Annotated in this window: 27 protein-coding genes; all 27 read right to left on the bottom strand. The window is 61.2% G+C overall.

The features are described from left to right. Positions 1–26 precede the first annotated feature (26 nt). Positions 27–1,358, bottom strand: coding sequence for a preprotein translocase subunit SecY (gene secY / locus NFH97_RS10840; protein WP_045990842.1), 1,332 nt, complete (start codon positions 1,356–1,358; stop codon positions 27–29). Further along, positions 1,359–1,793 (bottom strand): 50S ribosomal protein L15, encoded by a 435-nt coding sequence (gene rplO / locus NFH97_RS10835; protein ID WP_045990843.1) that lies wholly within the window; start codon positions 1,791–1,793, stop codon positions 1,359–1,361. A 3-nt stretch (positions 1,794–1,796) separates the two neighbouring features. After that, the gene (gene rpmD / locus NFH97_RS10830; protein WP_045990844.1) at positions 1,797–1,979 is read right to left on the bottom strand and encodes a 50S ribosomal protein L30; all 183 of its coding nucleotides are present in this window, start codon (positions 1,977–1,979) and stop codon (positions 1,797–1,799) included. A gap of 6 nt (positions 1,980–1,985) precedes the next feature. Beyond that, positions 1,986–2,486, bottom strand: coding sequence for a 30S ribosomal protein S5 (gene rpsE, locus NFH97_RS10825; protein ID WP_045990845.1), 501 nt, complete (start codon positions 2,484–2,486; stop codon positions 1,986–1,988). An 11-nt stretch (positions 2,487–2,497) separates the two neighbouring features. Next, entirely contained in the window at positions 2,498–2,848 is a 351-nt protein-coding gene (gene rplR / locus NFH97_RS10820; protein WP_045990846.1) for a 50S ribosomal protein L18, read from the bottom strand. Positions 2,849–2,857: 9 nt separating this feature from the next. Next, positions 2,858–3,388 (bottom strand): 50S ribosomal protein L6, encoded by a 531-nt coding sequence (gene rplF, locus NFH97_RS10815; protein ID WP_349624802.1) that lies wholly within the window; start codon positions 3,386–3,388, stop codon positions 2,858–2,860. A 9-nt stretch (positions 3,389–3,397) separates the two neighbouring features. After that, positions 3,398–3,790: a 30S ribosomal protein S8 gene (gene rpsH / locus NFH97_RS10810; RefSeq protein ID WP_045990848.1), complete on the bottom strand. Its 393-nt coding sequence runs from the start codon at positions 3,788–3,790 to the stop codon at positions 3,398–3,400. 32 nt (positions 3,791–3,822) lie between these two features. Beyond that, a complete protein-coding gene (rpsN, locus tag NFH97_RS10805) occupies positions 3,823–4,128 on the bottom strand; it encodes a 30S ribosomal protein S14 (protein ID WP_206944196.1) in 306 nt (101 codons plus the stop codon). A gap of 10 nt (positions 4,129–4,138) precedes the next feature. Continuing rightward, on the bottom strand, positions 4,139–4,678 hold the full coding sequence (rplE, locus tag NFH97_RS10800) for a 50S ribosomal protein L5 (RefSeq protein ID WP_045990850.1): 540 nt from the start codon (positions 4,676–4,678) through the stop codon (positions 4,139–4,141). An 18-nt stretch (positions 4,679–4,696) separates the two neighbouring features. Continuing rightward, positions 4,697–5,014 (bottom strand): 50S ribosomal protein L24, encoded by a 318-nt coding sequence (gene rplX, locus NFH97_RS10795; protein ID WP_045990851.1) that lies wholly within the window; start codon positions 5,012–5,014, stop codon positions 4,697–4,699. 14 nt (positions 5,015–5,028) lie between these two features. Next, a complete protein-coding gene (rplN, locus tag NFH97_RS10790; protein WP_009723896.1) occupies positions 5,029–5,400 on the bottom strand; it encodes a 50S ribosomal protein L14 in 372 nt (123 codons plus the stop codon). Positions 5,401–5,448: 48 nt separating this feature from the next. Further along, positions 5,449–5,709, bottom strand: a complete 261-nt coding sequence (gene rpsQ / locus NFH97_RS10785; RefSeq protein ID WP_045990852.1) for a 30S ribosomal protein S17 — start codon at positions 5,707–5,709, stop codon at positions 5,449–5,451. Between the two features lies 1 nt (position 5,710). Next, a complete protein-coding gene (gene rpmC, locus NFH97_RS10780) occupies positions 5,711–5,902 on the bottom strand; it encodes a 50S ribosomal protein L29 (RefSeq protein ID WP_045990853.1) in 192 nt (63 codons plus the stop codon). Continuing rightward, the gene (gene rplP, locus NFH97_RS10775) at positions 5,902–6,315 is read right to left on the bottom strand and encodes a 50S ribosomal protein L16 (protein ID WP_045990854.1); all 414 of its coding nucleotides are present in this window, start codon (positions 6,313–6,315) and stop codon (positions 5,902–5,904) included. Before rplP ends, rpmC begins: the two co-directional genes overlap by 1 nt. A 15-nt stretch (positions 6,316–6,330) precedes the next feature. After that, positions 6,331–7,029 (bottom strand): 30S ribosomal protein S3, encoded by a 699-nt coding sequence (gene rpsC, locus NFH97_RS10770; protein ID WP_045990855.1) that lies wholly within the window; start codon positions 7,027–7,029, stop codon positions 6,331–6,333. Between the two features lie 11 nt (positions 7,030–7,040). After that, positions 7,041–7,373: a 50S ribosomal protein L22 gene (gene rplV / locus NFH97_RS10765; protein WP_045990856.1), complete on the bottom strand. Its 333-nt coding sequence runs from the start codon at positions 7,371–7,373 to the stop codon at positions 7,041–7,043. 18 nt (positions 7,374–7,391) lie between these two features. Beyond that, complete coding sequence (gene rpsS, locus NFH97_RS10760) at positions 7,392–7,667, bottom strand: 30S ribosomal protein S19 (protein WP_045990857.1); 276 nt, start codon at positions 7,665–7,667, stop codon at positions 7,392–7,394. Between the two features lie 33 nt (positions 7,668–7,700). Further along, a complete protein-coding gene (gene rplB, locus NFH97_RS10755; RefSeq protein ID WP_108133879.1) occupies positions 7,701–8,531 on the bottom strand; it encodes a 50S ribosomal protein L2 in 831 nt (276 codons plus the stop codon). Between the two features lie 17 nt (positions 8,532–8,548). Further along, positions 8,549–8,845 carry a 50S ribosomal protein L23 gene (gene rplW, locus NFH97_RS10750; RefSeq protein WP_045990859.1) on the bottom strand — a complete coding sequence of 99 codons (297 nt, stop codon included), beginning with the start codon at positions 8,843–8,845 and terminating at the stop codon, positions 8,549–8,551. Further along, positions 8,842–9,450, bottom strand: a complete 609-nt coding sequence (gene rplD / locus NFH97_RS10745) for a 50S ribosomal protein L4 (protein ID WP_045990860.1) — start codon at positions 9,448–9,450, stop codon at positions 8,842–8,844. Before rplD ends, rplW begins: the two co-directional genes overlap by 4 nt. A 14-nt stretch (positions 9,451–9,464) precedes the next feature. Then, positions 9,465–10,103, bottom strand: a complete 639-nt coding sequence (gene rplC / locus NFH97_RS10740) for a 50S ribosomal protein L3 (RefSeq protein ID WP_045990861.1) — start codon at positions 10,101–10,103, stop codon at positions 9,465–9,467. A gap of 152 nt (positions 10,104–10,255) precedes the next feature. Continuing rightward, positions 10,256–10,567 carry a 30S ribosomal protein S10 gene (gene rpsJ / locus NFH97_RS10735; protein ID WP_045990862.1) on the bottom strand — a complete coding sequence of 104 codons (312 nt, stop codon included), beginning with the start codon at positions 10,565–10,567 and terminating at the stop codon, positions 10,256–10,258. A 160-nt stretch (positions 10,568–10,727) separates the two neighbouring features. Continuing rightward, positions 10,728–11,921, bottom strand: a complete 1,194-nt coding sequence (gene tuf / locus NFH97_RS10730; protein WP_045990863.1) for an elongation factor Tu — start codon at positions 11,919–11,921, stop codon at positions 10,728–10,730. 28 nt (positions 11,922–11,949) lie between these two features. Then, on the bottom strand, positions 11,950–14,070 hold the full coding sequence (fusA, locus tag NFH97_RS10725; protein ID WP_045990864.1) for an elongation factor G: 2,121 nt from the start codon (positions 14,068–14,070) through the stop codon (positions 11,950–11,952). Between the two features lie 30 nt (positions 14,071–14,100). Then, positions 14,101–14,571, bottom strand: a complete 471-nt coding sequence (gene rpsG / locus NFH97_RS10720; protein ID WP_023007554.1) for a 30S ribosomal protein S7 — start codon at positions 14,569–14,571, stop codon at positions 14,101–14,103. A 112-nt stretch (positions 14,572–14,683) separates the two neighbouring features. Continuing rightward, positions 14,684–15,058, bottom strand: a complete 375-nt coding sequence (gene rpsL, locus NFH97_RS10715; protein ID WP_045990865.1) for a 30S ribosomal protein S12 — start codon at positions 15,056–15,058, stop codon at positions 14,684–14,686. Between the two features lie 147 nt (positions 15,059–15,205). Further along, positions 15,206–19,423 carry a DNA-directed RNA polymerase subunit beta' gene (rpoC, locus tag NFH97_RS10710; RefSeq protein ID WP_045990866.1) on the bottom strand — a complete coding sequence of 1,406 codons (4,218 nt, stop codon included), beginning with the start codon at positions 19,421–19,423 and terminating at the stop codon, positions 15,206–15,208. Positions 19,424–19,449: the final 26 nt, after the last annotated feature.

Below are 19,449 nucleotides of genomic sequence, written 5' to 3'. Positions count from 1 at the left end.
GGCGTGCCAAATCGGCCTGCGGCGCCTTAGCGCATGATGCCGCCGCTACCGTAGCCTTTCAGGTTGGACTTCTTCATCACCGACTCATACTGGTGCGACATGAGGTGCGACTGCACCTGGGCCATGAAGTCCATGATGACCACGACCACGATCAGCAGCGAGGTACCGCCAAAGAAGAACGGCACGTTCCACGCTACGATCAGGAACTGGGGCATCAGGGAAACCGCAGTGATGTAGAGAGCGCCGAACAGGGTCAGACGAGTCATGACCTTGTCGACATAACGAGCGGTCTGCTCGCCAGGACGAATCCCCGGAAGGAAGGCACCCGACTTCTTGAGGTTGTCGGCCACATCCTTGGGGTTGAAGACCAGCGCTGTGTAAAAGAAGCAGAAGAATACCACCGCCGCCGCGAAAAGCAAGATATAAAGGGGCTGACCTGGGGCCAACGCCTGGGACGCGCGCTGCAACCATTCCATGCCGTCGCCCGCACCTACCCACTGACCGAGGGAGGCGGGGAACAACAGGATGCTCGAGGCAAAGATGGCCGGAATGACACCCGCCATGTTGACCTTGAGCGGCAGGTAGCTGCTCTGCCCTGCATACATCTTGTTGCCTACCTGGCGGCGCGGGTAGTTCACCGTGATCCGGCGCTGGCCGCGTTCGATGAACACGACGAACGCCACGGTGGCGATACCCAGAAGGCTAAGCGCCAACAGCGGCAACACATTCCACGCGCCCTCGTTGCGGGCAAGCTCGAAGGCTTGAGCCACAGCTCCGGGCAGGCCGGCGACGATACCCGCGAAGATCAGCAGCGAAATGCCGTTGCCGATGCCCTTCTCGGTGATCTGCTCACCCAGCCACATCAAGAACACCGCGCCACTCACGAAGGTGATGATCGCGGTGAAATAGAAGCTGAGATCGGCCGTATAGGCAATGCCTTGGCTGGCCAGACCCACGGACATGCCGGTGGCCTGAACCAGGGCCAGCACCACCGTGCCGTAGCGCGTGTACTGGCTGATCTTGCGGCGGCCGCTCTCGCCCTCCTTCTTCAACTGCTCGAGGTGGGGCGAGACGGCGGTCAGGAGCTGCATGATGATCGACGCCGAGATGTACGGCATGATGCCGAGGGCGAGGATACTCATGCGCTCCAGGGCACCGCCCGAGAACATGTTGAACATGCCCAGGATGGTGCCCTGCTGCTCCCTGAACAAGGCAGCAAGCTGGTCAGGATTGATACCGGGAACGGGTATGTGGGCACCGATACGGTAGACCACGATGGCGAGGAGCACGAAGCGCAGACGCGCCCACAGTTCACTCAGACCGCTGCCCATCGCCGGCATGTTTCCTGACTTGGCCATTTAGTCCTCTACCTTGCCACCGGCGGCTTCGATCGCTGCGCGGGCACCCTTGGTGACCCGCAGACCGCGAACGGTGACCGCCTTGTTCAGATCGCCGGAAAGGATCACCTTCGCATGCTGCGTGGAATCCTTCAGCACATTGGCTTCCTTGAGGCTTTCCAGGGTGACTTCGTCACCCGCGACCTTGGCCAGCTCGGCCAGGCGGACTTCCTCGGAAACCAAAGACTTGGCGGAGGTGAAACCAAACTTCGGCAGACGACGCTGCAGGGGCATCTGACCGCCCTCGAAGCCGGGCTTCACGCTGCCACCGCTGCGCGACTTCTGGCCCTTGTGGCCACGGCCGCCGGTCTTGCCCAGACCGGAACCGATGCCACGACCGACGCGCTTTTCAGCGTGCTTGGAGCCCGGTGCCGGGCTCAGGCTGTTAAGTTTCATGGATTACTCTCCCTCAACACGCACAAGGTAGTTGACCTTGTGGATCATGCCGCGAACGGCAGGGGTGTCTTCCAGTTCAACCGTGTGACCGATGCGGCGCAGGCCGAGGCCCTTCATGGTGGCCTTGTGCTTGGCCAACGTGCCGATGGTGCTGCGGGTCTGGGTAACCTTGATCGTAGCTGCCATGGTGTATTACCCCGTGATCGCTTCGACTGAGAGACCGCGCTTGGCGGCCACGTCTTCCGGCGACTGCATGGAAGCCAGGCCATTCACGGTCGCACGGACCACGTTCACCGGATTGGTGGAGCCATAGCACTTGGCCAGGACGTTGTGCACGCCGGCCAATTCCAGCACGGAGCGCATGGCGCCGCCGGCGATGATACCAGTACCGTCAGAGGCCGGCTGCATGTACACCTTGGAGGCGCCATGACGAGCCTTGACCGGATACTGGAGGGTACCGCCGACCAGGTTCACCTTGATCATGTTGCGGCGCGCCTGGTCCATCGCCTTCTGAATCGCGACCGGCACTTCACGTGCCTTGCCACGACCGAAGCCGACGCGACCGTTACCGTCGCCCACGACAGTCAGAGCGGTGAAGCCGAAAATACGGCCACCCTTGACCACCTTGGCGACACGGTTGACCTGCACGAGCTTTTCCTGCAGATCGCCGTTTTGCTGTTCGTTCTTCGCCATCGTAAAACCCTTTAGAATTCCAGGCCGCCTTCACGTGCGGCGTCGGCCAGGGCCTTCACACGACCGTGGTACTTGAAGCCAGCGCGGTCGAAGGCCACCTGGGTGATGCCCGCTTCCTTGGCGCGTTCAGCGATCAGCGCACCAACTTTGGCTGCGGCGTCTGCATTGCCGGTCGAACCCTCGCGCAGGCTCTTGTCCAGCGTGGAAGCGCTGGCCAGGACCTTGCCACCATCCGGCGAGATAATCTGCGCGTAGATGTGACGGGGGGTACGATTGACGCACAGGCGAGACACGCCCAGCTCGCGGATCTTCGCGCGAGCGCGGCGGGCACGACGGAGACGAGATTCTTTCTTCGCGTTCATAACCCTGCCTTACTTCTTCTTGGCTTCTTTACGGCGGACCTGCTCATCCGCGTAACGCACACCCTTGCCCTTGTAGGGTTCAGGCGGACGGAAAGCGCGGATTTCCGCTGCGACCTGGCCGAGCTTCTGCTTGTCCGCGCTCTTCAGCACGATGACGGTGTTCTTCGGCGTTTCCGCCGTGACACCTTCAGGCAGTTGATAGTCGACCGGGTGAGAGAAGCCCAGTGTCAGGTTGAGCGTCTGGCCTTTCGCTTGAGCGCGATAACCGACGCCGATGATTTCGAGAGACTTGGTAAAGCCCTCGGACACGCCGGTGACCAGGTTCTGAACCAGGGCACGGGTGGTGCCGACCATGGCCCAGCTCTTAGCAGATTCGCTCGGCTGGAAGGTCAGCTGGCCATCTTCCTGCGCGACCACGACATCGTCGTGAACGGGCATGGAGAGGGTGCCCTGACCGCCTTTGGCGGTCAGCGTGGCGCCGTCGATCTTGACCTCGACGCCAGCGGGCACTTTAACCGGATATTTGGCTACGCGGGACATTCCAAACTCCTAGAATACGGTGCAGAGGACTTCGCCGCCGACACCAGCCTGACGCGCGGCACGATCGGTCATCACACCCTTGGATGTGGTGACGATCGCGACACCCAGGCCATCGGCGACCTTCGGCAGCGCATCCTTGCCCTTGTAACTACGCAGGGACGGCTTGGAAACCCGCTGCAGATGCTCGATGACCGGTTTGCCTTCGAAGTACTTGAGGCTGACGGTCAGCTCGGGCTTGGCTGATTCGCTCACGGCGAAGTCAGTGATGTAACCCTCTTCTTTCAGCACGCGGGCCACTTCAACCTTGATCTTGGAGGACGGCATGGTGACCGTCTCCTTGGTGGCCTGCTGCGCATTGCGGATACGGGTAAACATATCCGCCAGAGTGTCTTGCATGCTCATTTAACTTGCGCTCCTGATGATTCTACGTGGCGTTACCAGCTGGACTTCTTCAGTCCGGGCACGTCGCCACGCATGGCGGCTTCACGCAGCTTGTTACGACCGAGGCCGAACTTGTTGTAGTAGCCGTGCGGACGGCCAGTCACGCGGCAGCGGTTACGCTGACGCACGGGGCTGGAGTCACGCGGCAGCGACTGCAACTTCAGCTGCGCATCGAAGCGCTCCTCATCGGAGCTGTTCACGTCCTGGATGATCGCCTTGAGCTCGGCACGCTTGGCAGCATACTTCTCAACCAGTTGCGCGCGCTTCTGCTCACGCTCAATCATGCTCTTCTTTGCCATGATCCCACCCCTATTTCTTGAACGGGAAGTTCAGTGCGCTCAGCAGCGCACGACCTTCGTCATCGGTGTTGGCAGTGGTGGTGATGGTGACATCCAGACCACGAATCCGGTCGATCTTATCATACTCGATCTCCGGGAAGATGATCTGCTCACGCACCCCCATGCTGTAGTTGCCACGACCGTCGAAGGACTTCGGGTTGAGACCACGGAAGTCACGAACGCGGGGGATCGCGATATTCACCAGGCGATCGAGGAAGTCCCACATGCGCTCACTGCGCAGTGTGACCTTCACGCCGATCGGCCAGCCTTCACGCACCTTGAAGCCCGCGATGGACTTACGTGCCTTGGTCACCATCGGCTTCTGACCGGAGAGCTTCTCCAGGTCGCCGACGGCAGCGTCGATCAGCTTTTTATCGCTGGTCGCTTCGCCGATACCCATGTTCAGAGTCACCTTGGTGATCCGGGGTACCTGCATAACGTTGGCGTAGCTGAACTGCTCTTTCAGTTGAGCCACCACCTCGTTTTGATAACGTTCTTTCAAGTTCGCCATTTTGCTACCCGACTCGCGTTAGGCGTCGATCTGCGCTTGCGTCGACTTGTAGATACGTACCTTGGTACCGTCTTCCTTGATCTGGAAGCCGACGCGATCCGCCTTACCGGTCTCCTGATTGAAGATGGCTACGTTGGACGCGTGAATCGGAGCCTCGCGCTCGACGATACCGCCCTGATTGCCGGCCATGGGGTTCGGCTTGGTGTGACGCTTGATCATGTTCACACCCGCTACCACGAACCGCTCGTCCTTGAGGACGCGCTTCACGGTACCGCGCTTACCCTTGTCCTTGCCGGCGATGACGATCACTTCATCATCACGTTTGATCTTTTGCATGTCGCCTCGCTCCCTTACAGCACTTCAGGCGCTAAGGAAATGATCTTCATGAACTTCTCGTTGCGAAGTTCACGCGTCACCGGCCCGAAGATACGGGTACCGATCGGCTGCTCGTTGGTGTTGTTCAACAAGACGGCCGCATTTCCATCGAAGCGAATCAGCGAACCGTCGCTGCGACGGACGCCACTGCGGGTCCGGACAACTACCGCTTTCAGCACCTGGCCTTTCTTGACCTTGCCGCGCGGAATAGCTTCCTTCACCGTGACCTTGATGACGTCACCAACGCGAGCGTAGCGGCGGTGTGAACCACCCAGCACCTTGATGCACTGCACCCGGCGCGCTCCGCTGTTGTCGGCGACATCCAGCATTGTCTGAGTCTGAATCATCGGTTTTCTCCAAACCTAAACTGACTGCACGAGGTTAAGGCCGTGGCCTTAACCCTTGGCCTGTTCGACAACCTCGACCAGGGTCCAGGCCTTCTTCTTGGACAGCGGACGGCATTCCTGGATGGATACCGTGTCACCGGCCTTGGCCTGGTTGGTCTCGTCGTGGGCGTGCAGCTTGGTGGAGCGCTTAACGTATTTGCCGTAGATCGGGTGGCGCTCACGACGCTCGATCATTACAACGATGGACTTGTCCATCTTGTCGCTCACCACCTTGCCGGTGAGCGTACGGGCTTTTTTCTCTTCGGCCATCTCAGACACCTGCCTTCTCGTTGAGCACAGTCTTCACGCGGGCGATATCCCGACGAACCTGCTTGAGCAGATGAGTCTGGCTCAGCTGGCCGGTGGCCTTCTGCATGCGCAGGTTGAACTGCTCGCGGAGGAGTTCGAGGAGCTGCTCGTTGAGCTGCTCGGCGGACTTTTCACGAATTTCCTGGGCTTTCATCACATCACCGTCCGTTTCACAAAGGTGGTGGAGACCGGGAATTTCTGGGCGGCCAGTGCGAAAGCTTCGCGGGCCAGTTCCTCGGAAACGCCTTCGATCTCGTAAAGGACACGACCGGGCTGGATCTGTGCGACCCAGTACTCGACGGAGCCCTTACCTTTACCCATCCGGACTTCCAGGGGCTTCTTGGAAATCGGCTTGTCCGGGAAGACACGGATCCAGATCTTGCCGCCACGCTTGACGTGACGGGTGATGGCACGACGGCCAGCTTCGATCTGACGGGCGGTGACACGACCGCGGCCGGTGGCCTTGAGGCCGAACTCGCCGAAGCTCACTTTGCTTCCGCGATGCGCCAGGCCACGGTTGCGGCCCTTCTGCACCTTACGGAATTTTGTACGCTTGGGTTGTAACATCGAATCGCTCTCCCCTTACCTGGAACCTTTCTTCTTGGAGGGCGCTGCCTGGCTCTGCTTCGCCTTGGCGCGGACCTCCTCGATGCCCCCGAGGATTTCACCCTTGAAGACCCAGACCTTGACACCGATGATGCCGTAGGTGGTCTTTGCTTCGTAGGTGGCGTAATCGATGTCCGCACGCAGGGTATGCAGCGGAACACGACCTTCGCGGTACCACTCGGTGCGGGCAATTTCCGCGCCGCCGAGGCGACCGGAGAGCTGCACCTTGATGCCGCCAGCGCCCAGACGCATGGCGTTCTGGACAGCGCGCTTCATGGCGCGACGGAACATCACACGGCGCTCGAGCTGGCCGGCAATGTTCTGTGCGACGAGCTGAGCATCCAGCTCGGGCTTGCGAACTTCCTCGATGTTGACGTGAACAGGCACGCCCATCATCTCGGTGACGTCGCGACGCAGGCGATCGACATCTTCGCCCTTCTTGCCAATCACGATGCCCGGACGGGCAGTGTGAATGGTGATGCGCGCGTTGTTCGCGGGACGCTCGATGGTGATCTTGCTAACGGAGGCGTTTTTCAGACGCTCTTCCAGGAAGCTACGCACCGCGAGGTCGTTGTTGAGCTTATCGGCATAGGCGCCGCGCTCGGCGTACCAGACAGAGGTATGGTCTTTGACGATACCCAGTCGGATGCCTGTCGGATTGACTTTCTGACCCATCTGGTCGACTCCTACTTCTCGGCTACCTTGACGGTGATGTGGCAAGTGCGCTTCAAAATGCGATCCGCACGGCCTTTGGCGCGCGGACGGATGCGCTTGAGCGTCGTACCCTCATCGACACAGATGGTCGAGACGCGCAGCTCGTCGATGTCCATGCCGTTGTTTTCTTCCGCATTCGCGATGGCGGACTGCAGCACCTTCTTGACCAGCTTGGCCGCCTTCTTCGGTGAGAAGGTCAGCAGGTCGATTGCTTCGGCGACAGGCTTACCGCGCACCTGATCAGCCACCAAACGGGCCTTCTGGGCGGATAAACTGGCGCCACGCAGCTTTGCTGTGACTTCCATCTCTTAATCCTCTCTGGCTTACCGTTTGGCTTTCTTATCCGCCGCATGGCCGCGATAGGTGCGGGTAGCAGCGAATTCGCCCAGCTTGTGGCCAACCATTTCCTCGGAGACGTGCACCGGGACGTGTTGGCGACCGTTATGGACTGCAATGGTGAGCCCGACCATGTTGGGCAGGACCATTGAACGACGCGACCAGGTCTTGATCGGTTTGCGATCGTTCTTTTCCGCTGCAGTCTCAACCTTTTTCAGCAGATGAAGGTCTACAAAAGGACCTTTCTTCAGTGAACGTGGCACAGCCGTTACCTCTTAATGTCTTGGCGTGGGATCTTAACCGCGAGCCTTGCGGCGGCGGACGATCAGCTTGTCGGTGCGCTTGTTCTTGCGGGTCTTGTGGCCCTTGGTGGGCATACCCCACGGGGACACCGGATGACGACCACCGCTGGTGCGGCCTTCACCACCACCGTGCGGGTGATCCACCGGGTTCATCGCGACACCGCGAACAGTCGGGCGCACACCTCTCCAGCGCTTTGCACCGGCCTTGCCAAGTTGACGCAGGCTGTGCTCGGAATTGCTCACCTCACCCAGGGTCGCGCGGCACTCGGCCAGCACCTTGCGCATCTCGCCGGAGCGCAGACGCAGGGTGGCGTAGTTGCCTTCACGAGCCACCAGCTGGGCGCTGGTACCGGCGCTGCGTGCGATCTGAGCACCCTTGCCAGGCTTCAGTTCGATGCAGTGCACCGTGGAACCCAGCGGGATGTTGCGCAGCGGCAGTGCGTTGCCCTTCTTGATCGGCGCATTGACGCCGGACTCGAGGCGATCACCGGCACTCACGCCCTTGGGGGCGATGATGTAGCGACGCTCACCGTCGATGTACTTCAGCAGCGCGATGTGGGCGCTACGGTTCGGGTCATGCTCCAGGCGCTCGACGATGGCCGGAACGCCATCCTTGGTGCGCTTGAAGTCGATGATCCGATAGTGGTTGCGATGACCACCGCCGACGTGGCGAGTGGTGATGCGACCCTGGTTGTTACGACCACCGGACTTGGACTGCTTCTCGAGCAACGGCGCGTAAGCGCGGCCCTTGTACAGTTCCTCACCAACAATCTTGACGACGTGGCGACGACCGGCGGATGTGGGTTTTGTCTTGACGATTGCCATGATCCGTACTCCTGCCTTTACTCGGCGCCAGAGAAGTCTTCAAGCGTCTCGCCGGCGGCCAGTGTCACGTACGCCTTGCGATAACCCTTGCGCATACCAACACCATGCGCGGTGCGCTTGGTCTTGCCCTTCACGTTCAGAACAGAAACGCGATCGACCTTCTTGCCGAACAGCTCTTGGACGGCAGCCTTGATCTCGGGCTTGGTTGCGTCACTCGCCACCTTGAACACGTACTGGTTACGCTCGGCGGCCATGGCGGCCTTCTCGGTCACGTGCGGACCAAGCAGAACCTTGAATACACGCTCCTGGTTCATGCCAGCTTCTCCTCGAATTTGCGCAGTGCGGAGACGGTAGCCAGGACCTTGTCGAAGGCGACCAGGCTGACCGGGTCGGCGGCGGCGACGTCCACCACATCCACGTTGGGGATGTTGCGGGCTGCCAGGTACAGGTTCTCGTCGACTTCTTCGGTGACGATCAGCACCTTCTCCAGGCCCAGGTCGGAAAGCTTGGCGACCAGCTGCTTGGTTTTGGGTGACTCGACAGAGAAGGCATCAACGGCAACAAGACGCTCCTGACGGACCAGCTCGGACAGAATCGAGCGCATGGCCGCACGGTACATCTTGCGGTTGACCTTCTGGGAGTGGTCCTGCGGACGGGCCGCGAAGGTCACACCACCGCTGCGCCAGATCGGCGAGCGAATGGTACCGGCGCGAGCGCGACCGGTGCCCTTCTGGCGCCACGGCTTCTTGCCGCCGCCACGGACGTCGGAGCGGTTCTTCTGGGCGCGGGTGCCCTGACGACCACCAGCCAGATAGGCGGTGACGACCTGGTGCACGAGCGCTTCGTTGAATTCTTTGCCAAAGGTAGCGTCGGACAGCTCAACGGTCCCGGCGCTTGCACCTGCAAGATTCAGATTCATTGGAAAGTTCCCCTTCAGCCAGCTTTGACGGCGCTGCGCACGATGACATCACTGCCGGTAGCACCAGGAACGGCGCCTTTGATCAGCAGCAGGTTGCGCTCGGCATCGACACGGACGATTTCCAGGCTCTGAACGGTGCAACGTGCGTTGCCCATCTGGCCGGCCATCTTCTTGCCCTTGAACACGCGGCCCGGGGTCTGGCACATGCCGATGGAACCCGGAGCACGGTGGGACAGAGAGTTACCGTGGCTGTTGTCCTGGGTACGGAAGTTCCAGCGCTTCACTGCGCCCTGGAAGCCCTTACCCTTGGAGGTGCCGGTCACGTCAACGCTTTGACCAGCTTCGAAGAGGGATACGGTGAGTTCGCCGCCCACTTCCGGAGCTTCGTCGCCTTCGCTCAGGCGGAACTCCATCAGGGAACGACCAGCCTCGACACCTGCCTTGGCGTACAGGCCAGCTTGGGCCTTGGACAGATGCTTGGCTTTGCGGGAGCCGGTTGTCACCTGGACCGCGGCGTAGCCGTCGGATTCGACAGACTTCACGCAGGTCACGCGGTTGGGATCAACCTCGATAACGGTTACGGGCACAGACGCGCCGTCTTCGGTGAAGACACGGGTCATGCCGGCCTTCCTACCGACCAAACCGATAGTCATGCTTAGTCTCCTTTAGTGTACGGGGCTATCACCCGCTATGGCTGCCCTTTCCAGAGCATTCCACTAGCACGTTGTGTAACGCCATCCCGGCGTGGCGGCTGCTGAACCTCTACTGGATGAGAGGGACGCTGGGCCGCGAGTGTCTAGTGATATCAGTCGAGCTTGATTTGCACGTCCACGCCAGCGGCGAGGTCGAGCTTCATCAGGGCATCAACGGTCTTCTCGGTCGGCTCGACGATGTCGAGCACACGCTTGTGGGTACGAATCTCGTACTGATCACGGGCGTCCTTGTTCACGTGCGGGGAAACCAGCACGGTGTAACGCTCGCGATTGGTCGGCAGAGGAATCGGACCACGAACCTGGGCGCCGGTACGCTTGGCGGTTTCAACAATCTCCGCGGCGGACTGGTCGATCAGGCGATGGTCGAAAGCCTTCAACCGAATGCGAATCTTCTGGTTCTGCATTTGCCCTAACTCCAATGGAACTTGACGGCGCGAGCCGTCAACCCACGCATTCAAAGGATGCGCATTATATGCGCCGCGCCATCGAGAGTCAAACCCTCAATGACGATGCGCAGAAAAGGGGGCTCCTTGCGGAGCCCCCTTCGGTGATCACCGGTCTGATTTAGACCAGGATCTTGGCCACGACGCCAGCGCCGACGGTACGGCCGCCTTCGCGGATGGCGAAGCGCAGACCTTCGTCCATGGCGATCGGAGCGATCAGGTTGACGACCATCTGGACGTTGTCGCCCGGCATGACCATCTCGACGCCTTCCGGCAGTTCACAGGTACCGGTGATGTCGGTGGTACGGAAGTAGAACTGCGGACGGTAGCCCTTGAAGAACGGAGTGTGACGACCACCCTCGTCCTTGCTCAGCACGTACACTTCCGCCTCGAACTGGGTGTGCGGAGTGATGGTGCCCGGCTTGGCCAGAACCTGACCACGCTCGACTTCGTCACGCTTGGTACCACGCAGCAGGGCACCGACGTTCTCGCCAGCACGACCTTCGTCGAGCAGCTTACGGAACATCTCGACACCGGTAACGGTAGTCTTGGTGGTGTCCTTGATACCAACGATCTCGATCTCTTCGCCCGGCTTGACGATGCCGCGCTCGACACGACCGGTCACAACGGTACCGCGACCAGAGATGGAGAACACGTCTTCGATCGGCATCAGGAACGGCTGGTCGACAGCACGCTCCGGCTCGGGGATGTAAGCATCCAGAGCCTTGATCAGGTTGGCAACGGCGGTAGTACCCATGCCGTTGTCGTCCTTGCCTTCCAGAGCCATCAGGGCAGAGCCGGTGATGATCGGAGTGTCGTCGCCCGGGAAGTCGTACTCGGACAGAAGTTCACGAACTTCCATCTCGACCAGCTCGAGCAGCTCTTCGTCGTCGACCATGTCGGCCTTGTTCAGGAACACGACGATGAACGGAACGCCAACCTGACGAGACAGCAGGATGTGCTCGCGAGTCTGCGGCATGGGGCCGTCAGCAGCGGAACAGACCAGGATAGCGCCGTCCATCTGGGCAGCACCGGTGATCATGTTCTTGACGTAGTCAGCGTGTCCCGGGCAGTCGACGTGAGCGTAGTGACGCTCCTCGGACTGATACTCGACGTGAGAGGTGGCGATGGTGATACCACGCTCACGCTCTTCCGGAGCATTGTCGATGGTGTCGAACTCACGCCAGTCACCGCCGAACACCTCGGCAGAAACGCGAGTCAGGGCCGCCGTCAGGGTAGTCTTGCCGTGGTCGACGTGACCGATGGTGCCGACGTTGACGTGCGGTTTGGAACGTTCGAATTTTTCCTTAGCCACTGCTATGACCTCTTTCGTTAGCTAACGGTTAACCGTTCTGGTTGATGACGGCTTCAACGACGCTGGACGGCGCCTCTTCGTAGTCCGCAAACTCCATGGTGTAGCTTGCGCGGCCCTGGGTCTGAGAGCGCAGGTCGGTTGCGTAACCGAACATCTCAGCCAGCGGCACGGTGGCGCGAATGACCTTGCCGGAGGAAGAGTCATCCATACCCTGGACCAGGCCCCGGCGGCGGTTCAGGTCACCCATGACGTCACCCATGAATTCTTCAGGGGTCACGACCTCGACCTTCATCACCGGCTCGAGCAGAACTGCCTTGGCCTTGGGAGCGCCTTGCTTGATCGCCATGGAAGAGGCGACCTTGAACGCGGTCTCGTTGGAGTCCACGTCGTGGTAGGAACCGTCGAACAGCGTTACCTTGACGTCGATCATCGGGTAGCCCGCGATGACACCGTTCTGGAGCTGCTCATAGGCCCCTTTCTCGACGGCCGGCACGTATTCCTTCGGAACCACGCCGCCGACGATCTCGGAAGCGAACTTGAAGTGCATCTCTTCGTCGTCGCCCTTGTCTTCGGCCGTCAACGGCTCGATGCGCAGGTGTACGTGACCGTACTGACCGCGACCACCGGACTGACGAACGAACTTGCCTTCCTGCTCGACGCTCTGACGAATCGTCTCACGGTAGGCCACCTGCGGCTTGCCGATGTTCGCCTCGACCTTGAACTCGCGACGCATGCGGTCAACGATGATGTCGAGGTGAAGCTCGCCCATGCCGGAGATGATGGTCTGGCCAGTCTCTTCGTCGGTCTTGACCTGGAAGGACGGATCTTCCTGGGCCAGCTTGCCCAGTGCAATACCCATCTTTTCCTGGTCAGCCTTGGACTTCGGCTCCACGGCCACGGAGATAACCGGATCCGGGAACTCCATGCGCTCGAGAACGATCTTGTCGTTCAGGTCGCACAGGGTATCACCGGTGGTCACGTCCTTCAGGCCGATACAGGCGGCGATGTCGCCGGCCAGAACTTCCTTGATCTCCTCGCGCGAGTTGGAGTGCATCTGGACGATACGACCGACGCGCTCCTTCTTCTGCTTGACGGAGTTGTAGACGCTGTCGCCTGACTTCAGCACGCCGGAGTAGACGCGGATGAAGGTCAGGGTGCCAACGAAGGGGTCGGTCGCGATCTTGAACGCCAGCGCGGCGAAAGGCGCACTGTCATCGGCCTCACGGGTCGCGATGGTGCCGTCCTTGTCGTCGAGCTCACCTTCGATCGCCTTGACCTCGGTGGGTGACGGCATGTACTCGATGACGCCATCGAGAACGGCCTGAACGCCCTTGTTCTTGAACGCAGAGCCACAGGTGACCAGCACGATCTCGTTGTCGAGGGTACGACGACGCAGACCAGCCTTGATCTCGTCGTTGGTCAGCTCGCCCTCTTCGAGGTACTTGTCCATCAGCTCTTCGGACGCCTCGGCGGCGGCCTCGACCATCTGCTCGCGATACTCTTCGGCGGTCTCCTGGAGCTCCGCCGGGATATCGACGAGGTCGTAGTTCATCCCGAAGTTGTCTTCATCCCACAGGATGGCCTTCATCTGGATGAGGTCGATGACGCCCTTGAACTCGTCCTCGGAGCCCCAGTTGATCTGGATCGGCACGACGTTGGCGCCGAGACGATCCTTCAGCTGGTTGACGACCATGAAGAAGTCAGCGCCGCTGCGGTCCATCTTGTTGACGAACACCATGCGCGGAACTTCGTACTTGTTGGCCTGGCGCCAGACGGTCTCGGTCTGCGGCTGCACACCGGAGGAGCCACACAGCACGACGACGGCACCGTCAAGCACACGCAGGGAACGTTCGACTTCGATGGTGAAGTCAACGTGTCCAGGGGTGTCGATGATGTTGATGCGGTGCTCATCGAACTGCTTGTTCATGCCCTGCCAGAAGCAGGTGGTCGCCGCGGAGGTGATGGTGATACCACGCTCCTGCTCCTGCTCCATCCAGTCCATGGTGGCGGCGCCCTCATGGACCTCACCGACCTTGTGGGACAGACCGGTATAGAACAGGACACGCTCGGTAGTAGTCGTCTTACCGGCGTCGACGTGGGCCACGATACCGATATTGCGGTAACGCTTAAGCGGAGTCTTGCGAGCCACGATGTAACTCCCGTTGGTTGGCGATGCGCTTTAGAAGCGGTAGTGAGAGAAGGCCTTGTTGGCTTCTGCCATGCGATGCACGTCTTCACGCTTCTTGACTGCCGAACCCTTGCCTTCGGCTGCATCCAGCATTTCGCCAGCCAGACGCTGCACCATGGTCTTCTCGCCACGACGGCGAGCGGCGTCCACCAGCCAGCGCATGGCAAGCGCCTGGCGGCGGGACGGACGGACTTCGACCGGCACCTGATAGGTCGCACCGCCTACGCGGCGAGACTTCACCTCGACCATGGGCTGGATGGTTTCCAGCGCCTTGTCGAAGATTTCCAGCGGCTCTTCATTGGAACGCTCGGCAACCCTGTCCAGCGCACCATAGACGATACGCTCAGCTACGGACTTCTTGCCGCTGATCATCAGGTGGTTCATGAACTTGGCCAGACGCTCGGATCCGAACTTGGGATCCGGCAGAATCTCGCGCTTGGCCGCAACTCTTCTTCTAGGCATGATAAGCCCTCGGTTGAAGGGTCCTTCAGGTAAACCCGAGACTCGCGCTTGGCGGCTCGACCTTACTCTTATCAGACCGGGTCAAACTTGGTAATGGAAAGCGACGCAGCCCTTAGGACTTCGGACGCTTGGTGCCGTACTTGGAACGGCCCTGACGACGGTTCTGGACACCAGAGGTGTCGAGAGCGCCGCGAACGGTGTGATAACGCACACCCGGAAGGTCCTTTACTCGACCGCCACGAATCAGGACCACAGAGTGCTCCTGGAGGTTGTGGCCTTCACCGCCGATGTAAGAGGACACCTCGTAGCCGTTGGTCAGGCGCACACGGCAGACCTTCCGCAGTGCGGAGTTCGGCTTCTTCGGGGTGGTGGTGTAGACGCGGGTGCAAACGCCGCGCTTCTGCGGGCAGGCCTGAAGCGCAGGCACGTCGGTCTTCGCGGCCTGACGCTTGCGCGGCTTGCGCACGAGCTGATTAATCGTTGCCATAGCTGTTAGCTGACTCCAATGGGTTGCCTAAGCCTTTTCACAGTGGCGCGGATACACCCACCCCACTGTTAAAGGCTGCGCATTCTACTGGCTGATGCCAAGGCGCGTCAAGCCCGGAGCCGCAAAGGCTCCAGGCTTTTGCCGACATCAGATCTCGTCGTCGTCCGAGTCCAGCGCGGTGAGCTGGGCGCCCAGCTCCTGCTCGACGTCGTAGGCCGACGGCTGGAGCAGTCGCTCGGTGTCTTCACGCTTGCGACGACGCTCCTCGTGGTGGGTCAGACCGGTACCGGCCGGGATCAGACGTCCCACCACCACGTTTTCCTTCAGGCCGCGCAGGTAGTCGCGCTTGCCGGTGACCGCCGCTTCGGTCAGCACGCGGGTCGTCTCCTGGAAGGAGGCCGCAGAGATGAACGACTCGGTGGCCAGGCTGGCCTTGGTGATACCCAGCAGCAGGCGCTGGTACTTGGCCGGGAACTTGTCATTGGCCTGGAGCACGGCATTCTGCTCCAGCACACGGACCAGCTCGACCTGATCACCCGGAATGAAGTCGGAGTCACCGGCGTCGGTGATCTCGACCTTGCGCAGCATCTGACGCACGATCACTTCGATGTGCTTGTCGTTGATGCCAACGCCCTGCAGACGATAGACGTCCTGCACCTCGGCCACGATGTACTTGGCCAGCTCGGCGATGCCGAGCAGTCGCAGGATGTCGTGCGGGTTGCTCGGACCATCCGAGATCACCTCGCCCTTCTCGACCGTCTCGCCCTCGAACACCGCGATCTGACGCCACTTGGGAATCAGCATCTCGAAGGGGTCGCCTTCGGACGGGGTGATGGTCAGACGACGCTTGCCCTTGGTTTCCTTGCCGAAGCTGATCACACCGCTGATCTCGGCCAGGATGGATGGCTCCTTCGGCTTGCGCGCCTCGAACAGGTCGGCGACGCGCGGCAGACCACCGGTGATGTCCTTGTTGCCGGACGCCTCCACCGGGATACGCGCAACGATCTCACCGATGCCGATGGACGAGCCATTGTCGACGGTGACGATCGCCTTGCCGGGCAGCGGGTACTGCACCGGAGTGTCGCTGCCGGAGACGGTCACCGGCTTGCCGGCGGCGTCGTTGAGCATGATCATCGGGCGCTTGTCACGACCGGCCATCGGCCGCGCCGCGGACTCGATGATCTCGATCGAGGACAGACCGGTCATCTCGTCGACGCTGCGGTGCATGGTCAGGCCTTCGTCCATGTCGACGTAGTGCACCTGGCCTTCCGCTTCGGCGACGATCGGGTGGGTGTGCGGATCCCACTTGGCCACGGCCTGGCCGGGATCGACCGCATCACCGTCACGCACCGAAAGCTCGGCACCGTAAGGCAGCTTGTAGTACTCACGCTCGCGGCCATGCTCGTCGGCCACCGCCAGGGCGCTGGAGCGCGACACCACGACCAGCTTGCCGTCGGCGCGTTCCACGTACTTGATGTTGTGCAGGCGCACCTTGCCGCCATGCTTGACCTGGACGCTGTCCACCGCAGAGGCCCGCGAGGCGGCACCACCGATGTGGAAGGTACGCATGGTCAGCTGGGTACCCGGCTCACCGATGGACTGGGCGGCGATGACGCCGGCCGACTCACCGATGTTGACCTGGTGGCCACGGGCCAGATCGCGCCCGTAACAGGACGAACACACACCGTGACTGGTTTCACAGGTGATGGTGCTGCGCACGATGATCTCGTCGACGCCCATGGTGTCGAGCTGCTCGCACCAGGCCTCGTCCAGCAGGGTGCCGCGCGGAATCAGCACTTCGTCGGTGCTCGGGTCGATGACGTCCTGAGCGACCACACGGCCGAGTACACGCTGGGCCAGCGAGACGATGATGTCGCCGCCTTCGATGACCGGGTGCAGGGTCAGGCCACGCTCGGTGCCACAGTCGACCTCGGTGATGACCACGTCCTGGGCGACGTCGACCAGACGACGGGTCAGGTAACCGGAGTTGGCGGTCTTCAGGGCGGTATCCGCCAGACCCTTACGCGCACCGTGGGTCGAGATGAAGTACTGGAGTACGTTCAGACCTTCACGGAAGTTGGCGACGATCGGGGTCTCGATGATCGAGCCATCCGGCTTGGCCATCAGACCACGCATACCCGCCAGCTGGCGGATCTGGGCGGCGCTACCACGGGCACCGGAGTCGGCCATGATGAACACGCTGTTGAAGGAGTCCTGTTCGACTTCCTTGCCTTCGCGGTCGATCACGGTCTCCTTGGAGATGCCCGCCATCATCGCCTTGGCGACCTGGTCGTTGGCACGCGCCCAGATATCGATGACCTTGTTGTACTTCTCGCCCGCGGTCACCAGACCGGAGGAGAACTGGTCCTCGATTTCCTTGACCTCTTCCTCGGCCGCCTCGACGATCTCGGCCTTGGCGTCCGGGATGACGAAGTCGTTGACGCCGATGGAGGCGCCGGACCAGGTGGCCAGACGGAAGCCGGTGTACATCAGCTGGTCGGCGAAGATGACCGCGGCCTTGAGACCGGCGCGACGATACACTTCGTTGATCAGCTTGGAGATGGCCTTCTTCTTCATGGCCTGGTCGACCAGATCGAAGGGCACCCCTTGCGGCAGGATGCGGAACAGCAGCGCACGGCCGACGGTGGTGTCACGCAGACGGCGGTGCTCGGAGCGCTCGCCGGTCTCTTCGTCGATGTCGACCTCGTCCAGGCGCACCTTGACGCGGGCGTGCAGCGACACGTTCTGGGTGCCGAAGGCGCGCTCGACCTCGTTGAGGTCGGAGAACACCATGCCCTCGCCCTTGGCGTTGATGCGCTCGCGGGTCATGTAGTACAGACCCAGCACCACGTCCTGGGACGGCACGATGATCGGCTCGCCGTTGGCCGGTGACAGCACGTTGTTGGTGGCCATCATCAGCGCGCGCGCTTCGAGCTGGGCTTCCAGCGTCAGCGGCACGTGCACGGCCATCTGGTCACCGTCGAAGTCGGCGTTGTAGGCGGCACACACCAGCGGGTGCAGCTGGATCGCCTTGCCTTCGATCAACAGCGGCTCGAACGCCTGGATACCGAGACGGTGCAGGGTTGGGGCGCGGTTCAAAAGCACCGGGTGCTCGCGGATGACGTCGGCGAGGATGTCCCACACCTCCGGCAGCTCGCGCTCGACCATCTTCTTGGCGGCCTTGATGGTGGACGCCTGGCCGCTGGCCTGCAGCTTGGAGTAGATGAACGGCTTGAACAGCTCAAGCGCCATCTTCTTGGGCAGACCGCACTGGTGCAGACGCAGGGTCGGGCCCACGGTGATGACCGAGCGGCCGGAGTAGTCGACGCGCTTGCCCAGCAGGTTCTGACGGAAACGCCCCTGCTTGCCCTTGATCATGTCGGCCAGCGACTTCAACGGACGCTTGTTGGAGCCGGTGATGGCGCGACCGCGACGACCGTTGTCGAGCAGCGCATCGACGGACTCCTGCAGCATGCGCTTTTCGTTGCGCACGATGATGTCCGGCGCGTTGAGGTCGAGCAGACGCTTCAAGCGGTTGTTGCGGTTGATCACGCGACGGTACAGATCGTTGAGATCCGAGGTCGCGAAGCGGCCGCCATCCAGCGGTACCAGCGGACGCAGGTCCGGCGGCAGCACGGGCAGCACTTCCATCACCATCCACGCCGGATCGTTGCCGGAGCCCTGGAAGGCTTCGAGCAGCTTCAGACGCTTGGACAGCTTCTTGATCTTGGTCTCGGAGTTGGTCTGCGGGATCTCTTCGCGCAGACGCTCGATCTCTTCCTCGAGATCGATATCCTTGAGCATCGCCTGGACGGCCTCGGCACCCATGCGGGCGTCGAAGTCATCGCCGAACTCCTCGAGGGCCTCGAAGTACTGCTCGTCGTTGAGCAGCTGGCCACGCTCGAGGGTGGTCATGCCGGGATCGACGACCATGAAGCTCTCGAAATAGAGCACGCGCTCGATGTCGCGCAGGGTCATGTCCATCAGCATGCCGATGCGGGACGGCAGCGACTTCAGAAACCAGATGTGGGCGACCGGACTTGCCAGCTCGATGTGCCCCATGCGCTCGCGGCGCACGGCGGCCTTGGTGACTTCGACGCCGCACTTTTCGCAGATGATGCCGCGGTGCTTCATGCGCTTGTACTTGCCGCACAGGCACTCGTAGTCCTTCACCGGACCGAAGATCTTGGCGCAGAACAGGCCATCACGCTCGGGCTTGAAAGTCCGGTAGTTGATGGTCTCCGGCTTCTTGACCTCGCCAAAGGACCAGGAGCGGATCATGTCCGGCGACGCGAGCGTGATCTTGATCGCGTCGAACTCGTCGGACTGTGACTGCGATTTGAGGACTTTCACCAAATCTTTCATTAGGTCGGCTCCGTTGCGGAGTTGTC

The organism is Halomonas sp. SCS19 (genome assembly GCF_040147015.1).
Lineage (GTDB): Bacteria > Pseudomonadota > Gammaproteobacteria > Pseudomonadales > Halomonadaceae > Halomonas > Halomonas litopenaei.
This window is presented reverse-complemented; position numbering and strand designations above follow the sequence as displayed.

What these genes read in the sequence shown, in the direction of transcription:
- rplV (WP_045990856.1), bottom strand. Translation starts at nt 7,373, where the DNA reads ATGGAAGTCACAGCAAAGCTGCGTGGCGCCAGTTTATCCGCCCAGAAG.
- rplR (WP_045990846.1), bottom strand. Translation starts at nt 2,848, where the DNA reads ATGAACGCGAAGAAAGAATCTCGTCTCCGTCGTGCCCGCCGCGCTCGC.
- rpsE (WP_045990845.1), bottom strand. Translation starts at nt 2,486, where the DNA reads ATGGCGAAGAACGAACAGCAAAACGGCGATCTGCAGGAAAAGCTCGTG.
- rplN (WP_009723896.1), bottom strand. Translation starts at nt 5,400, where the DNA reads ATGATTCAGACTCAGACAATGCTGGATGTCGCCGACAACAGCGGAGCG.
- rplE (WP_045990850.1), bottom strand. Translation starts at nt 4,678, where the DNA reads ATGGCGAACTTGAAAGAACGTTATCAAAACGAGGTGGTGGCTCAACTG.
- rpsC (WP_045990855.1), bottom strand. Translation starts at nt 7,029, where the DNA reads ATGGGTCAGAAAGTCAATCCGACAGGCATCCGACTGGGTATCGTCAAA.
- rpmC (WP_045990853.1), bottom strand. Translation starts at nt 5,902, where the DNA reads ATGAAAGCCCAGGAAATTCGTGAAAAGTCCGCCGAGCAGCTCAACGAG.
- rplB (WP_108133879.1), bottom strand. Translation starts at nt 8,531, where the DNA reads ATGGCAATCGTCAAGACAAAACCCACATCCGCCGGTCGTCGCCACGTC.
- secY (WP_045990842.1), bottom strand. Translation starts at nt 1,358, where the DNA reads ATGGCCAAGTCAGGAAACATGCCGGCGATGGGCAGCGGTCTGAGTGAA.
- rplC (WP_045990861.1), bottom strand. Translation starts at nt 10,103, where the DNA reads ATGACTATCGGTTTGGTCGGTAGGAAGGCCGGCATGACCCGTGTCTTC.
- rplF (WP_349624802.1), bottom strand. Translation starts at nt 3,388, where the DNA reads ATGTCCCGCGTAGCCAAATATCCGGTTAAAGTGCCCGCTGGCGTCGAG.
- rpoC (WP_045990866.1), bottom strand. Translation starts at nt 19,423, where the DNA reads ATGAAAGATTTGGTGAAAGTCCTCAAATCGCAGTCACAGTCCGACGAG.
- rpsJ (WP_045990862.1), bottom strand. Translation starts at nt 10,567, where the DNA reads ATGCAGAACCAGAAGATTCGCATTCGGTTGAAGGCTTTCGACCATCGC.
- rpsN (WP_206944196.1), bottom strand. Translation starts at nt 4,128, where the DNA reads ATGGCAAAGAAGAGCATGATTGAGCGTGAGCAGAAGCGCGCGCAACTG.
- rpsL (WP_045990865.1), bottom strand. Translation starts at nt 15,058, where the DNA reads ATGGCAACGATTAATCAGCTCGTGCGCAAGCCGCGCAAGCGTCAGGCC.
- rplD (WP_045990860.1), bottom strand. Translation starts at nt 9,450, where the DNA reads ATGAATCTGAATCTTGCAGGTGCAAGCGCCGGGACCGTTGAGCTGTCC.
- rpmD (WP_045990844.1), bottom strand. Translation starts at nt 1,979, where the DNA reads ATGGCAGCTACGATCAAGGTTACCCAGACCCGCAGCACCATCGGCACG.
- rpsQ (WP_045990852.1), bottom strand. Translation starts at nt 5,709, where the DNA reads ATGGCCGAAGAGAAAAAAGCCCGTACGCTCACCGGCAAGGTGGTGAGC.
- rpsG (WP_023007554.1), bottom strand. Translation starts at nt 14,571, where the DNA reads ATGCCTAGAAGAAGAGTTGCGGCCAAGCGCGAGATTCTGCCGGATCCC.
- rpsH (WP_045990848.1), bottom strand. Translation starts at nt 3,790, where the DNA reads ATGAGCATGCAAGACACTCTGGCGGATATGTTTACCCGTATCCGCAAT.
- rplW (WP_045990859.1), bottom strand. Translation starts at nt 8,845, where the DNA reads ATGAACCAGGAGCGTGTATTCAAGGTTCTGCTTGGTCCGCACGTGACC.
- rplO (WP_045990843.1), bottom strand. Translation starts at nt 1,793, where the DNA reads ATGAAACTTAACAGCCTGAGCCCGGCACCGGGCTCCAAGCACGCTGAA.
- rplP (WP_045990854.1), bottom strand. Translation starts at nt 6,315, where the DNA reads ATGTTACAACCCAAGCGTACAAAATTCCGTAAGGTGCAGAAGGGCCGC.
- rplX (WP_045990851.1), bottom strand. Translation starts at nt 5,014, where the DNA reads ATGCAAAAGATCAAACGTGATGATGAAGTGATCGTCATCGCCGGCAAG.